Origin of the sequence: Agrobacterium sp. DSM 25558 (assembly GCF_900100825.1) — a bacterium.
In the GTDB taxonomy this organism is placed as follows: Bacteria; Pseudomonadota; Alphaproteobacteria; order Rhizobiales; family Rhizobiaceae; genus Agrobacterium.
Genome location: NZ_FMUD01000002.1, coordinates 151,485 through 165,489 on the forward strand (window position 1 = coordinate 151,485; position 14,005 = coordinate 165,489).

General features: G+C 56.3%; 12 protein-coding genes and 2 pseudogenes. 9 read left to right on the forward strand and 5 right to left on the reverse strand.

Annotated features, from left to right (window positions below):
- The first annotated feature begins 53 nt into the window (after window positions 1-53).
- The 4 genes and pseudogenes from DSM25558_RS03215 to DSM25558_RS29205 all read left to right on the forward strand — a co-directional run.
- The gene (locus DSM25558_RS03215) at window positions 54-1,238 is read left to right on the forward strand and encodes a BaiN/RdsA family NAD(P)/FAD-dependent oxidoreductase (protein WP_077101736.1); all 1,185 of its coding nucleotides are present in this window, start codon (window positions 54-56) and stop codon (window positions 1,236-1,238) included.
- Window positions 1,239-1,380: 142 nt separating this feature from the next.
- Window positions 1,381-1,512 (forward strand): hypothetical protein, encoded by a 132-nt coding sequence (locus DSM25558_RS29630; protein ID WP_256387052.1) that lies wholly within the window; start codon window positions 1,381-1,383, stop codon window positions 1,510-1,512.
- 433 nt (window positions 1,513-1,945) lie between these two features.
- A complete protein-coding gene (locus DSM25558_RS03220; RefSeq protein ID WP_077101737.1) occupies window positions 1,946-2,581 on the forward strand; it encodes a LysE family translocator in 636 nt (211 codons plus the stop codon).
- Window positions 2,582-2,635: 54 nt separating this feature from the next.
- Window positions 2,636-2,737 (forward strand): annotated as a pseudogene (locus DSM25558_RS29205) (LysR family transcriptional regulator); the annotation flags it as partial.
- Window positions 2,738-2,745: 8 nt separating this feature from the next.
- Here the strand turns inward: DSM25558_RS29205 and DSM25558_RS03225 are convergent.
- Window positions 2,746-2,991, reverse strand: a complete 246-nt coding sequence (locus DSM25558_RS03225) for an SMc00767 family acetate metabolism repressor (RefSeq protein WP_045229770.1) — start codon at window positions 2,989-2,991, stop codon at window positions 2,746-2,748.
- Between the two features lie 31 nt (window positions 2,992-3,022).
- Complete coding sequence (gene aceA / locus DSM25558_RS03230) at window positions 3,023-4,312, reverse strand: isocitrate lyase (protein WP_077101739.1); 1,290 nt, start codon at window positions 4,310-4,312, stop codon at window positions 3,023-3,025.
- Window positions 4,313-4,548: 236 nt separating this feature from the next.
- Between aceA and DSM25558_RS03235 the strand changes: the two genes are divergently transcribed.
- The 5 genes and pseudogenes from DSM25558_RS03235 to DSM25558_RS03255 all read left to right on the forward strand — a co-directional run bounded on the left by DSM25558_RS03235 (window position 4,549) and on the right by DSM25558_RS03255 (window position 10,155).
- Window positions 4,549-5,967 carry a helix-turn-helix domain-containing protein gene (locus tag DSM25558_RS03235; protein WP_077101741.1) on the forward strand — a complete coding sequence of 473 codons (1,419 nt, stop codon included), beginning with the start codon at window positions 4,549-4,551 and terminating at the stop codon, window positions 5,965-5,967.
- Between the two features lie 134 nt (window positions 5,968-6,101).
- Window positions 6,102-7,202 (forward strand): polyamine ABC transporter substrate-binding protein, encoded by a 1,101-nt coding sequence (locus DSM25558_RS03240; RefSeq protein ID WP_077101743.1) that lies wholly within the window; start codon window positions 6,102-6,104, stop codon window positions 7,200-7,202.
- Between the two features lie 76 nt (window positions 7,203-7,278).
- A pseudogene (locus tag DSM25558_RS03245) lies at window positions 7,279-8,420 on the forward strand (ABC transporter ATP-binding protein).
- A gap of 11 nt (window positions 8,421-8,431) precedes the next feature.
- Window positions 8,432-9,340 (forward strand): ABC transporter permease subunit, encoded by a 909-nt coding sequence (locus DSM25558_RS03250; RefSeq protein ID WP_077101745.1) that lies wholly within the window; start codon window positions 8,432-8,434, stop codon window positions 9,338-9,340.
- Between the two features lie 2 nt (window positions 9,341-9,342).
- Window positions 9,343-10,155, forward strand: coding sequence for an ABC transporter permease (locus DSM25558_RS03255; RefSeq protein ID WP_077101747.1), 813 nt, complete (start codon window positions 9,343-9,345; stop codon window positions 10,153-10,155).
- 224 nt (window positions 10,156-10,379) lie between these two features.
- Here the strand turns inward: DSM25558_RS03255 and DSM25558_RS03260 are convergent, their stop codons facing one another.
- The 3 genes from DSM25558_RS03260 to DSM25558_RS03270 form a co-directional block, all read right to left on the reverse strand.
- Window positions 10,380-11,099, reverse strand: a complete 720-nt coding sequence (locus DSM25558_RS03260) for a hypothetical protein (RefSeq protein ID WP_077101749.1) — start codon at window positions 11,097-11,099, stop codon at window positions 10,380-10,382.
- The gene (locus DSM25558_RS03265; protein ID WP_077101751.1) at window positions 11,092-12,189 is read right to left on the reverse strand and encodes a GSCFA domain-containing protein; all 1,098 of its coding nucleotides are present in this window, start codon (window positions 12,187-12,189) and stop codon (window positions 11,092-11,094) included. Before DSM25558_RS03265 ends, DSM25558_RS03260 begins: the two co-directional genes overlap by 8 nt.
- A gap of 118 nt (window positions 12,190-12,307) precedes the next feature.
- Window positions 12,308-13,894, reverse strand: a complete 1,587-nt coding sequence (locus DSM25558_RS03270; RefSeq protein WP_083716293.1) for an ABC transporter permease — start codon at window positions 13,892-13,894, stop codon at window positions 12,308-12,310.
- Between the last annotated feature and the right edge of the window lie 111 nt (window positions 13,895-14,005).

Genomic DNA, 14,005 nt, shown 5'->3' on the forward strand with positions numbered 1-14,005 from the left:
GACAACGGACCTGACTTCTAAAAGAGGAAGTACACTGAAACTAGGGAAACTCCATGACGGAAAAATGTAACGTGCTGATATTAGGCGCAGGGGCGGCTGGCATGATGTGTGCCATCCGTGCCGGTCAGCGCGGTCGTTCCGTCATTGTCATCGATCACGCCAAGGCACCGGGCGAGAAAATCCGCATTTCCGGCGGCGGGCGCTGCAATTTCACCAATGTGCATGCGGCCCCGAAAAACTATCTCTCCAGTAACCTGCATTTTGCCAAGTCTGCTTTGGCCCGCTACACGCCGAGGGACTTCATCGCCCTTGTCGAAAAGCACCGCATTGCATTTCACGAAAAGACGCTCGGCCAATTGTTTTGCGATGACAGCGCGAAGGATATCATCCGTATGTTGCTGGCGGAAATGCAGGCGGTGGGTGCGAAACTACGGTTGCAAACGGAGATTGCTTCGGTGGAAGCCATTCCGACTGGCGGCTTTCGCGTTGCGACCTCATCCAGCATCATTGAAGCGGACAGTCTGGTTCTGGCAACCGGTGGGAAATCCATTCCAAAAATGGGCGCGACCGGTTTTGCCTATCGCATCGCCGAAAAATTCGGCCTCGGCATCATCGAAACCCGCCCCGGCCTCGTGCCTTTGACGCTGGAGCCAACGCAGCTTGAAAAGCTCTCGGCCCTCTCCGGCATCGCCGTACCAGCTGAAATTTCCCATGGCAAGACATCGTTCAATGAGGCGTTGCTGTTCACCCACCGAGGGCTAAGCGGTCCATCTATCCTGCAAATCTCATCCTACTGGCGCGAAGGCGATGAGGTGCGTTTGAAGATGGAGCCCGATCTGGACATTATCGGCCATCTCAAAACGGCAAAAAAGACAAATGGCCGCCAGTCTGCACAGACTGTGTTGGGCGAAATCCTGCCGAAGCGACTGGCGCAGCATGTGGTGGAGCGGGCAGGGGTCACCGGCAATCTCGGCGATATGTCGGATAAGATCTTGACCGCGCTGACCGCCGCCGTGCAGGAGTGGTCCATAAAACCCTCCGGCTCAGAGGGATATCGGACCGCAGAAGTCACGCTCGGCGGTGTCGATACCACCCATCTCGACTCCAAATCCATGCAGGCCAAAACCGTCCCCGGCCTCTATTTCATCGGCGAATGTGTGGATGTCACGGGCTGGCTGGGCGGCTATAATTTCCAATGGGCATGGGCATCCGGCCACGCCGCCGGGGAATCTGTGTAAAGCCTCGACATCTTAATGCCTTATTAAGAGACGCGGAGTCATGCTGATCGAATGCCAGCACAACGCAAGTTGATACATGATGTCCCGCTGGACGCCGGAACCCGGCATCGATCGGTTATGTTTCTCGTTCAGGAAGCCGCTCATGATGATGTCCAGAAAACCCGCCCGCGCCATCGCAATTGCTCGCACCGCCAATGATAATGCTGTTTACGCCTTCCGCCTGAGCCTGATTTCGGCTGGCGCGATTGCTGCGTTTTTGGTGCTGATGTTTTGATTGCTGAATATGCGCTAAGAGCCTTCTTCCGTCATGCTCGGGCTTGTCCCGAGTATCTGCAAAGCCTGGATTTTATTCGACGTGATTAGATTCTTGGGACAAGCCCAAGGATGACGTCGTGGGTGGGTACAACTTGTCTTCCGGCAAATCCAGGTGGCAAAGTTGCCCGGCATAAGATCATAATCGAGGAGCGGCCTTTCCCTGCGCAAAGAAACCGGGATCAGCAACTCGCTCCGGTTTCTGTCGCCGGTTATCTTCGTCAAAAGGGGATCCAGACAGCGAGCGTCATTTTGCGGATTCATCAATTTAAGTTTTGCTGACGTCAAAGTTGTAAATGCTGCAATTTCGGCACTTGTTATACTGGGAATTTCACGTCTAGTCTGAGAGCGTCAGGTGTTGCTCGATTGACGTTTTTGATTTCAGGAAAAACAATATGAGTTCAATTCATTCCTATTGGCCCGGCATTATGCTCGCTTTCACGACATATGTTATTTCGGCAGTTAGTCCCGGACCTGCGATGCTAGCAACGATGGGAACGGCCATGGAGTCGGGTCGGAAAGCCGGTATCGCGATGGGGCTGGGTATTGCGGCTAGTGCGTTAGTATGGGGAATTCTTGCGTTTCTCGGTCTGTCCACTTTGCTCGTAGCCTATGCCGGCATTCTCGACATCATCCGCATCCTTGGATGTTTCTATCTTTTGTACCTCGCTTGGAAGGCATTTCCTTCGGCATTCTCAAAATACGATCTCAACGTGAGCCTCACTGGCAAAAAGGACTACAGTACGATCGACCTATTTTTACGGGGCTGTGCTCTAAACCTCGCCAATCCAAAAGCAGTTCTGACTTGGGTGGCGATAATCGCTCTTGCAGTCGAACCGAATGCTCCCTTCTGGACAATACTTGCAGTCCTTTCAGGTACGATTTTGTTTTCTGTCGTGTTCTACACGTTAATTGCTATTCTGTTTTCGACACCGAAAATGGTTTCTGTCTATAGTCGACTGCGGCGTTGGATAGATGGTACTTTGGGGCTGGTATTTGCTTTTTCAGCTTACAAACTAGCCAGAGATTAAGTTCAAAAAACCCTTTTGCTGCAGCAACCTCCAGCATCATCTCATACAAAAGTGGACCGCCACCGTCGCGATATCAGGACGGTGGCGGATCGTATGGTGAAATTGATCAAGGGGCATTCCGATCTCTTTGCCGGACGGCACAACCGCCTGGCTTGAGATCGCGTTCAAGCCGCCGCCTTGCCCTGCGCAACAATAACCGGGATCAGCAGGTCACCCCAGTTTCCATCGCCGCCGTGGTGGCGGGCGGAGCGGACGAGTTCGACGGATACACCGGCTTCGACCGCATTCATGACTGCCTGGTTGAGGCGGTGCAGGTCGTTGGCCAGCATGCGGATGGCGCTTTGCTGATCCTGGCTCATGGATGAGGACTGCTCCTCGGTGCGTTCCTTAACTCTCGAAATCGAAGCCATTGTTTTTCCTCCGTTCAATGGGCTGGTTTACTTATTCCGCAGCGGGGCGGAACTGGTCGTGTTCGGTCGATTCCTTCATCGCCGTGGTGGACGAGGTGCCGCCTGAGATGGCGACGGAGACCGCATCGAAATAGCCAGTGCCGACTTCGCGCTGGTGCTTGGTGGCGGTGTAGCCGTTGATTTCGGCGGCGAATTCCGCCTCCTGAAGCTCCGAATAGGCTGCCATCTGTCGGTCCTTGTAGCCGCGTGCCAGTTCGAACATGCCGTAGTTGAGTTGGTGAAACCCGGCAAGGGTGATGAACTGGAACTTGTAGCCCATGGCACCCAGTTCGCGCTGGAACTTGGCAATCGTCGCGTCATCCAGATGTTTCTTCCAGTTGAAGGACGGCGAGCAGTTGTAAGCCAGCTTCTTGCCCGGATGCACCTTGTGCACGCCTTCCGCAAAGCGCTTGGCCTGCTCCAGATCCGGCTTGGATGTTTCGCACCAGATGAGATCGCAATAGGGCGCATAGGCATTGGCGCGGGCAATGCAGGGCTCCAGTCCGTTCTTGACCTGATAGAAGCCCTCGACGGTGCGGCCTGCATCGTAATCTACGAAGGGCTGGTCGCGCTCATCGATATCGGAGGTCAGAAGCTTGGCGGCTTCCGCATCCGTGCGGGCGATGACGAGCGTTGGCGTGCCCATGACGTCTGCGGCAAGACGCGCCGCCGTCAGGTTGCGGATGTGCGCCGCTGTCGGGATCAGAACCTTGCCGCCCAGATGGCCGCATTTCTTTTCCGACGCGAGTTGGTCTTCGTAGTGAACACCAGCCGCACCGGCCTCAATAAAGGCCTTCATGATTTCGAATGCATTGAGCGGGCCACCGAAACCGGCCTCCGCATCGGCAACGATGGGCGCGAACCACGTATCGACGGACAGGCCCGTGCCTTCGGCGGTCTCGATCTGGTCGGCGCGCTGCAAGGTCTTGTTGATGCGCTTTGCCAGTTCCGGTGCCGCATTGGCCGGGTAGAGCGACTGGTCCGGGTACATGGCGGATGCGGTGTTAGCGTCCGCCGCAACTTGCCAGCCGGAGAGATATATCGCCTTCAGCCCGGCACGAACCATCTGCATGGCCTGATTGCCGGAGAGCGCGCCGAGCGCATTGATGTAGCTCTCTTCGTTGATGAGCTTCCATAACCGGTTCGCACCCATTTCCGCCAGCGAGTGCTGGATGGTTACGGAGCCGCGCAGTTTTTCCACATCCGCTGCCGTATAGGTGCGCTCGATACCATCGAACCGTCCCTTGGGGGCGCTCGGAACAAGATTGTAAAATTCAGTCACATCTCTCTCCCTTGTCATGACCGTGGATAGGATCGATACTTGAGAACTCCTCCAGCAACCGATCCGATGTGACTGAATTTACAATTTTTGTGATTTTTACGCCAGATAAAAAGGAAAATCAGTGACTTGAAAGAGGTCATGTTGTATCGTCTTTGACAGGGTGGAGTTGTAAATCTGTAAATTTTGTAAAATTTCGGCGCGGCATGTCCTGTGTGATTTTGTAAAGGGAGGAGGTTTTGGTGGAGACCAAGATATTTGCAGGACCGCGCGTTCGGCGCGTACGCAATGGTTTGGGTTTGACGCAGACGGCCATGGCCGAGGCGCTGTCGATCTCCCCGTCCTATCTCAACCTGATCGAGCGCAACCAGCGCCCGCTTACCGTGCAACTGCTGCTGAAACTCAGCTCCGTCTATAAGGTCGATCTGGACGACTTGCAGGGCGAAAGCGGTGGCCTTACCAGCCAGTTGCGCGAAGTCTTTGCCGATCCCCTGCTGGCAGGCGAGGTGCCATCGGGGCAGGAACTGGTCGAAGTGGCGGAAGCAGCACCCAATGCGGCCAGCGGCATGATCAAGCTTTACCGTGCCTATAAGGAGCAGGCGCAGCGCCTGAGCGATCTTTCCGATCTCCTAGCGCGGGAAGGGCACCAGACCACGCTATCGTCGGCGCGCTTGCCGATTGACGAAGTGCGCGACATGTTTGAGCGCCGACCGTCGCATTTCGCACAGCTGGATGCGGCGGCGGAAGCGTTTCATGCCACGCTCTCCCCCGGTGACGACTTGGCGCAGGCGCTGAAAAGCTGGCTCCAGAAAAACCACGGCATCGTGGTGCGCTCCATGCCTGTTCACGCCATGCCCAACCTGCGCCGTCGTTATGACCGCCACTCCATGCGGCTGTTTCTATCCGAGCGTCTGTCGCCGCAGGACCAGTTACGCGAAATGGCGATGGAGGCCTGTCTTCTGGCGCTGACGGATGAGATCGGCACTGAGCTGCAAGCCCTGGCACTGTCGGGTGAAGAGGCAAAGCGCATCGCCCGGTTCGAGCTTGCCCGCTATGCCGCCCACGCGCTGATGATGCCCTATGGTGCATATCTGTCTGCCGCCCAGCGTGCGCGATACGATATCGATATTCTGCGCGGGCGCTTCAATGTGTCCTTCGAGCAGGCAGCAAACCGCCTCGTCACTCTGGCGCGTCCGGGTGTCTCCGGCATTCCGTTTTTCCTGATGGAAGTCGACAGTGCCGGTAATCGCTTCCGCAAGGCAGGTGCTCAAGGGTTTCCGCAAGCGCGGTTCGGTGGTCTCTGCGTGAAGCTCAATGTCCACGCCGCCTTTTCCCAGCCGGGTCAGGTGCTGGCAGAACAGGTGGAGATGCCGGATCGCGGCGCTTACCTCACCATCGCCCGTTCGCTGGATGGACCGCAGGCGGGGTTCGGAGAGCGCATTCGTCGCACGGCTGTCATGGTGGCCTGTGATGCGGCGCTGGCGAAAGAGACGGTTTACGGAGATGTCGTCGGCCTCAAGGCGGGCAGCATCGGCATCGGCCCGTCCTGTCGGCTGTGCGAGCGGCAGGGCTGTCTTTCGCGGGCAGAGGCACCGCTGACGCGTCCGCTGGGGCTGGATGAAATGGTGACGGGCCTCAGCGTTTTCGATTTTCAGTAGTGGCTTTCAAACACAATTGTTTGAAATTGCCGCGCTGCACATTTCCCGCTTGCCGACACAAGTTTTCCTTTCTAGTCTCTGGCAAAACAAGGGGATCACGCGCTTTCCCACGGCGCGTTCAAACAGGAGATATCATGAAACATCGTTCGCTTCGTTTCAGCCTCGCCGTCGCGGCCGCCGTTCTGGCCGCTGGCACTGCCTTCGCGCAGGAAAAGGTCGTCCACGTTTACAACTGGTCTGACTATATCGATCCTGCCCTTCTGGAAGAATTCACCAAGGAAACCGGCATCAAGGTCGTCTACGACGTCTATGACGGCAACGAGGTTCTGGAAACCAAGCTACTGGCCGGCAATTCCGGTTATGATGTGGTGGCTCCGACATCGCCGTTCCTGGCGCGTCAGATCAAAGCTGGCGTCTATCAGAAGCTGGACAAGTCCAAGCTGCCGAACCTCACGAACATGTGGCCGGAAATCACCACGCGCCTGTCGCAGTACGATCCTGGCAATGAATATGCCGTCAACTATATGTGGGGCACCACCGGCATCGGCTACAACGTGGCCAAGATCAAGGCTGCACTCGGCGATGATGTTAAGGTTGATAGCTGGGATATTCTCTTCAAGCCGGAAAATGCAGCCAAGCTGAAGTCCTGCGGCATCAATATTCTCGATGCGTCGGACGAAACCTTCGCCATCGCCATGAATTACATCGGCAAGAACCCGGACAGCAAGGAAACCGCTGATCTGGAAGCTGGCGGCGATGTCTACAAGGCCATCCGCCCTTCGGTGAAGACGTTCAATTCTTCGGCCTATATCGATGAACTCGCCAATGGCGACAGCTGCATCACCATCGGCTGGTCGGGCGATATTCTTCAGGCAAAGACCCGCGCCGAAGAAGCCAAGAATGGCGTTGAAGTGAACTACGTCATTCCCAAGGAAGGCACCTATATCTGGATGGATTCCTTTGCCATCCCGAAAGATGCCAAGAATGTCGATGCCGCTCACGCCTTCATCAACTTCATGATGAAGCCTGATGTGGCCGCCAAGGCCTCCGACTATGTGCAATATGCCAACGGCAACCTCGCATCGCAGGCGCTGATGGACGAGGCCGTGTCCAAGAACCCCGGCGTTTATCCGGACGCCGAGACGATGAAGAAGCTCTTCACCATTTCGCCTTATGGGCCAAAGGAACAGCGCGTTCTGAACCGCGTCTGGACCCAGATAAAAACCGGCAGCTGACCGGATTGTTATAGGGGGCAGGCGGAAACGCCTGCCCCTTTCTCATTCAGCTTCTTCTTCAATAATGGGACAGTTCATGGCGAAATCTCTTGGTCCGGTAAAACGCAAATTTTCTCCATGGGAAGATCCAGCCGCTGTTCCTTTCATCCGGTTCGAAAACATCACCAAACGCTTCGGCGATTTCGTTGCCGTCGACAATCTGACGCTGGATATTTACGAGCGCGAGTTTTTTTCGCTGCTCGGCCCATCCGGCTGCGGCAAGACGACGTTGATGCGCATGCTGGCCGGTTTCGAAGAGCCGACGGAAGGTCGCATCCTGTTGCAGGGCAAGGATATTTCCGGCGTCCCGCCCTATAAGCGGCCCACCAATATGATGTTCCAATCCTATGCGCTTTTCCCGCATATGTCGGTCGAGAAGAATATCGCCTTCGGTCTGGAGCAGGATGGCTTGCCCAAGGCCGATATTAAGGTTCGCGTCGAGGAAATGTTGCGCATGGTGAAGCTCACCGAGTTTGCCAAACGCAAGCCAAGCCAGCTCTCGGGCGGGCAGCGGCAACGCGTGGCGCTGGCGCGCTCGCTGGCCAAGCGGCCAAAGGTGCTGCTGCTGGATGAGCCCCTTGGCGCGCTGGACAAAAGCTGCGCGAAGAAACGCAGTTCGAACTGATGGACCTCCAGCAAACGCTCGGCACCACCTTCCTCATCGTAACGCATGATCAGGAAGAAGCGATGACGGTGTCGGACCGCATTGCCGTGATGGATAAGGGCATTGTCGCACAGGTGGCAACGCCAGCTGAAATCTACGAAGCACCCAACAGCCGCTACGTGGCGGATTTCATCGGCGACATCAATATTTTCGACGCGATGGTCACGTCCAAGGCAGGCCCCGCCGTGCAACTGGATTGCGATGGTCTGGCTGTGACGGTGGAACAGGAATGCGCCGCCGCAGCCGGCGACAGGGTGGCCTTTGCCGTTCGCCCAGAAAAGGTCCGCATTTCACTGGATGCACCTGCAGTAACATCGCCGAACGTTGCGCATGGCGAGGTCTGGGATATCGGCTATCTCGGCGACTTCTCGGTCTTCATCGTCAAGCTGGACGATGGCCGCGTCATTCGTGCGGCGCAGGCCAATGTCTCACGTCTCGTTGATCGGCCCATCACCTTCGGGGATATGGTCTGGCTCAGCTGGAAAGCCGATTCCGGTCTGGTTCTCACACGCTGAGGGAGGGTTAAATGGCGATTTCGTCTCCGGAAAACCGACAAAGCCCCACTCGCTGGCTGGTGGTTATTCTCCCCTATCTCTGGCTGCTGCTGTTCTTCGCAGCGCCGTTCCTCATCATTCTGAAAATCTCCTTTTCAGACACCGCCATCGCCATGCCGCCTTACACGCCGGTTTTCGAAGGCTTTGCCAAGATCGGCGATTTCTTTTCGCAGTTGGATTTCGAAAACTATCTGTTTCTGACCGAAGACCCGCTTTATATCGAAGCCTATCTGTCGTCACTGCGCATCGCGTTCATCTCGACTTTTCTGCTGCTCCTGATCGGTTATCCCATGGCGCTTGCCATGGCCCGTGCGCCTAGCACCATCCGCCCCACGCTGCTGATGCTGGTCATCCTGCCATTCTGGACATCGTTCCTCATTCGCGTTTACGCGTGGATCGGCATTCTGAAGCCTGAGGGACTGTTGACGTTGCTGTTCCAGACCATCGGATTTTTGGGGCCGGACGAACAGGTCAACATCTTCCGCACCGATACCGCCGTCTTCATCGGCATCGTTTATTCCTACTTGCCCTTTATGGTGCTGCCGCTCTATTCGGCGCTGGAAAAGCTGGATGGTACACTGCTTGAAGCCGCCAACGATCTGGGTTGCCCGCCATGGAAAGCCTTCTGGAAAATTACATTTCCATTGTCGCTACCGGGCGTCATCGCCGGGTCCATGATCTGCTTCATTCCCATCACCGGAGAGTTCGTCATTCCCGATCTGCTGGGCGGCGCAGAAACACTCATGATCGGCAAAACGCTGTGGACGGAGTTCTTCGGCAATCGTGACTGGCCGTTGGCATCCGCCGTTGCCGTACTGTTGTTGTTATTGCTCGTGGTGCCTATCGCCATCTTCCAGAACCAGCAGAAGAAGGTGGCATAGCGATGAAACGCGGCAAGTTCGATACGACCATCCTCACCTTCTGTTTTGCCTTTCTCTACATCCCCATCATCATTCTGGTGATCTATTCCTTCAACGCGTCCAAGCTGGTCACGGTGTGGGGCGGGTTTTCGCTGCAATGGTACAGCTCCATGTGGTCCAATCAGGGTCTGATGGATGCGGCATGGATCACCGCGCGCGTGGCCGTCCTCAGCGCCACCATCGGCACCATTCTCGGCACACTGGCGGCTCTGTCGCTTACGAGGTTCTCCCGCTTTCCGGGCCGCATTCTGTTCTCGGGAATGATTTACGCGCCACTCGTCATGCCGGAAGTGATTACCGGCCTGTCGCTGCTGCTGCTCTTCGTGGCCGTGGGCGTGGACCGCAGTTTCTGGACCGTGGTCATCGCGCACACGACTTTCACCATGTGCTACGTCGCCATCGTCGTACAATCGCGCCTGCTGACCTTCGACCGCAGTCTGGAAGAGGCGGCTCTCGATCTCGGCTGCCCGCCGGTCAAGACGTTTTTCCGCATCACGCTGCCGATCATCATGCCGGCTGTCGTTGCCGGATGGATGCTGGCTTTCTCGCTGTCGTTGGACGATCTGGTCATTGCCAGCTTCACCACCGGGCCGGGTGCCACCACGCTGCCGATCAAGATCTATTCGCAGGTGCGCCTTGGCGTGACGCCTGAGATCAACGCCATCTGCACGATTCTGATTGCACTGGTTACGGTCGGCGTCATCTGCGCTTCGATTGCCTCGAAACGCACAGAGCTTCAGCGGATGCGTGATGAACATGCCGCCGCGACGCCCTGACCTGGATTAGGATTTTTTGCCCCTAAATGGTCTAGTGCTGTTTTAACTGTTTATTAAATGGCACCGTTACAAATGTAACTCAACGTGGGTGCACTCAATGAGAGGGTGACCGGGCCGGTGGCTCAAAGACATGATGTTGTTTTATTCCTACTCTCGTTATAAGCACAAACTTTCAAGGCAGCCTCGGCTGCCTTTTTTCTTGAGCTAAGAAGACAGGGCTCAACTCATGCCAGCGCATCTGTCTCGCGCAGGACCTTTTCCAGCATCAGGCGACCATATTGGGAATTGGCATGGTAGTCGCCTGGCTGCTTGGCAAAGAGGTCGTGCATCGCACCATGCTCGTCATAGGCCTCTGCGGGTGGATGATGGCAGACGATACCCATGGCGTCGAGCCGTTCCGTCGCCCGGTCGCGAAAGCGGTTATAGATGAAGGCGATCTCGCCATCCGCAAAGTTGAGCTTGTTTGCGAGTCTCTGATAGCTTGCGGGAACAGGGCAGCAGGATGCGACGGAAAACCCGACATTCATGTCACGCAGCGTGTGAAAGAACGCCATCGGCTGTTTCAATGTTTCATCGATAATGACGTCGAAAGCGCGTTTCGAGACGAAGTGGCGATCGCGGGACCACATTGCCGCAGTATGGGTCGTCCAGTGCTTCTGGTCGAAACCGAAGCTCGGATACAATCCGAACATGAAGACGAAGCGCCGGGGATCGTCCCGATGAATGACGCTGGGACCTTTCGGATTGATTGTCTCGAATATCGTCTTTGCTGGAGGCTGGGTGAAAGACACCGCATCATTTTCCACCGCGAAGAAAGGCTCCAGAAAATTGTAGCCATGGCCCATCTGGGCAATGCGGATTTCTCCGTGGCGGCTGGAAACAGGGCCCTGCCTGATCGCTTCCGACAGCGCGATGATGTGAGAATCGCCGATGATTTCAAGCATAGCCGAGTTCCTGCGCCTGCATCATTTCCTCGCAAACGGCTTCGTGATCTCCAATCGAAACTGACTTCCTCTCGGTGGCGGGTTGAGTGCGGTGCCCGCCGCGGTGCTCCTTGAAAAAATGGGACATCACATAATCCACGCCTGCGGGTGTGACAGTTCGAAGATTTGGATCGTAGAAGATGCCGCGCATGCTTGGCGCTGCAATGATCTCATAGGATGGGAAGTAATCGACGAAGTCGGCCTCATCCGCAATATGGCCGGCTACGGCGCGCAGCACGGATTTCGAATAGAGCGAGGCGGCAAGGACGTGATGGTCGCTTTTCGTCGCCGTCAAAGGAACGGGTGACACCGTAAACACGAATTTCACGTCGGCATTAAGCTCTCGCATTCGGGTGATGAATGCAACGAGGTCCTCGAAGATTTCGAAATAGTTGAAATTCTTGAAGGCGTATTCGGCCTCATCGAACGGACCGCCCACCGTTCCCGGGCATAGAGGGAAAACGGCCCCGTCTCGTTTGGAAATCCATGCCTCTGTCAGGCCCAGCGTGAAAACGAACACTTCCGTATTTTCAAAAAGCGCTCGAGCGGCGGCCAGATGTGACTGGCGCGACCGTTCCATTTCAGCCACGCTGCCAAATGGTTCGGGTTCGAGAAGGGGGCGGAACGGATCAACGACACCACCGCGCTTTTCCCAGGCCGGTTCATAGGGCGTAAACGTTCCGAATGCCCGGTCGAATGTCTGCAATAGCTGCCGTGCGCTGTAGATGTTGCAATAGCGGGCGGAGTAGACACCATAATTGTATTCTTGAGCCCGCGCTTCAGGGAAAAGCGATGGAGCCGGTTCGAAATCCTTGAATGCGAACCCGTTCTTTTGCAGCGATTTGGCAATGTGCTGCGCAAAGCAGCTACCCGCTGTCGAGATTGCCATGCTTGCGGAAATCTCGAATTTCTTGCGATAGAGGCTGTCGAGTTGCAAAGCGTGTGTTTCGGCCACAGCCTTGCGCCAGATGGCGCGGTCGGGCAGGGCGCTGTAAGGATGAGCACCATTGTAATCGAGAACGGGTTCCGCTTCAGACTTCACAACACCCATCCATTTCCTCCAAGCCGCTTCTGTTTTCACAATGGAAAGGAAGCGCTTTTTGGTTTGAACGACATTGACTTTCCTGCCCGAGAGTATTGACCAGAGCTTTCTTCAGGCTGACGTTCCGCTACCGCCCGTCGTCTGCCCTATGGTCCAGCGAACGGGAGACGAGAACCACAGGAATAAGCCCTGCCATGATGATGATCAAAGCGGGGATAGAGGCATCCTGTACTTTGGAACGGGAAGCGTCCTCGTAGACCAGGGTTGCCAGCGTGTTGAAATTGAAGGGACGCAGCATGATGGTTGCGGGGAGTTCTTTCAATGATTCAATGAAGACCAACAATGCTGCGGTAATCGCTGCCGGGCGAATGTTCGGCAACAGCACGGTGATCAGCGTCTGAAAGCGGCTGCGCCCAAGCGTTCGCGCCGCCATGTCCAGATGCGGCGAAAGCTTCTGGAAACCGGCGTCGATGGTGCCTTCCGCAAGCGTCATGAACCGTACGCTGTGCGCGTAGATGATGGCGAAAGCGGTTCCAGAAAGCAGGAGCCCTGTAGAGTAGTTGAGATGAAACCGCAGAAATCCGTCGAGAGCATTGTCGAAGGCTGAAAGCGGCAAAAGCACGCCGATGGCCAGCACCGTGCCGGGTATGCCGTAACCCAGCGAGCCGATGCGGCTTGCGGAGCGCGCAGTCGATGACGTGCTGACGCGCTGGACATAGGCGAAGATGAAGCCGCAGATGAGCGTTATCAGTGCTGCCGAAAGGGACACTTCCAGACTATGCGCGAGTGCTTTGACGAGCTTGGGATCCGCCAGTGCGCCAAGGCGTTTGATGGCGTAGCCTCCGAGCACGAGAACCGGAATGATGAAGCCGGACAGGATAGGGAGCAAGCAGAAAGCCGTCGCTACCCATCCGCGACCAGCGGGTAGCGGCTTCAGTCCGAAGCGCTGGCTCATGGCGGTGGATTTGGCGGCGGCAAAACGTTGACGGCTGCGCGCCTTGCGCTCGATGATGATGAGAGCCGCCACGATGATGACCAGCACCGATGCAATCTGTGTCGCTCCGGCAAGATTACCGCGATTGAGCCAGGTTTCGTAGATGGCGAACGTCAGAGTGCGAACGCCGAGATATTCGACCGCACCGATATCGTTCAATGTTTCCATCATGACCAAAGCGAGCCCGATGATGATTGCGGGTCTTGCCATGGGTAATTGCACGGACAGGAATATCCGCACCGGGCCAGCGCCCAGCGTCCTTGCCGCGTCCGTGGCAAAGCGCCCCTGAAGACCGAATGCCGCTCTGACGGACAAATAGACATAGGGATAAAGAACCGAACTCAAGACCAGCACGGCACCACCAAGCGTGCGGATATCGGGAAACCAGTAATCCCGAACCGTGTGGTAGCCAAACAGGGTACGAACAGCTGTTTGCACCGGCCCGGTGAAATCCAGAAACTCGCCAAAGGCATAGGCCGCCAAATAAGATGGAATGGCGAGAGGTAACACCAGCGCAAAAGACAGGACGCGTCGCAGCGGAAACTCAAACGTGCTGACGAGCCATGCCGTGAGAATGCCGAAACATGCGGTCACCATCCCGGTCATGACGAGAAGCATCAACGTTTGCGCGCCTGCACGTGGCAGCACATTAACCAGCAGGTGCCGCCAGCCATCCGTTCCGCCCGTGGCTGCGATGCAGAGGATGGCAATCAGCGGCATGGCGACCGCTAATGCGAGCAGGATGGTCCAAAGCGACAGTCCCGAAGGTCTAAGTCTTGGGATCACCCAACCGGCAGACGAATGTGGGGACAGCGACAATGCTCTTATCCT

Excerpts from the sequence above, each read along its gene's own strand:
- DSM25558_RS03215 (WP_077101736.1), top strand. The coding sequence starts at position 54 with ATGACGGAAAAATGTAACGTGCTGATATTAGGCGCAGGGGCGGCTGGC.
- DSM25558_RS29630 (WP_256387052.1), top strand. The coding sequence starts at position 1,381 with ATGATGATGTCCAGAAAACCCGCCCGCGCCATCGCAATTGCTCGCACC.
- DSM25558_RS03220 (WP_077101737.1), top strand. The coding sequence starts at position 1,946 with ATGAGTTCAATTCATTCCTATTGGCCCGGCATTATGCTCGCTTTCACG.
- DSM25558_RS03225 (WP_045229770.1), bottom strand. The coding sequence starts at position 2,991 with ATGGCTTCGATTTCGAGAGTTAAGGAACGCACCGAGGAGCAGTCCTCA.
- DSM25558_RS03240 (WP_077101743.1), top strand. The coding sequence starts at position 6,102 with ATGAAACATCGTTCGCTTCGTTTCAGCCTCGCCGTCGCGGCCGCCGTT.
- DSM25558_RS03250 (WP_077101745.1), top strand. The coding sequence starts at position 8,432 with ATGGCGATTTCGTCTCCGGAAAACCGACAAAGCCCCACTCGCTGGCTG.
- DSM25558_RS03255 (WP_077101747.1), top strand. The coding sequence starts at position 9,343 with ATGAAACGCGGCAAGTTCGATACGACCATCCTCACCTTCTGTTTTGCC.
- DSM25558_RS03260 (WP_077101749.1), bottom strand. The coding sequence starts at position 11,099 with ATGCTTGAAATCATCGGCGATTCTCACATCATCGCGCTGTCGGAAGCG.
- DSM25558_RS03265 (WP_077101751.1), bottom strand. The coding sequence starts at position 12,189 with ATGGGTGTTGTGAAGTCTGAAGCGGAACCCGTTCTCGATTACAATGGT.
- DSM25558_RS03270 (WP_083716293.1), bottom strand. The coding sequence starts at position 13,894 with ATGCCGCTGATTGCCATCCTCTGCATCGCAGCCACGGGCGGAACGGAT.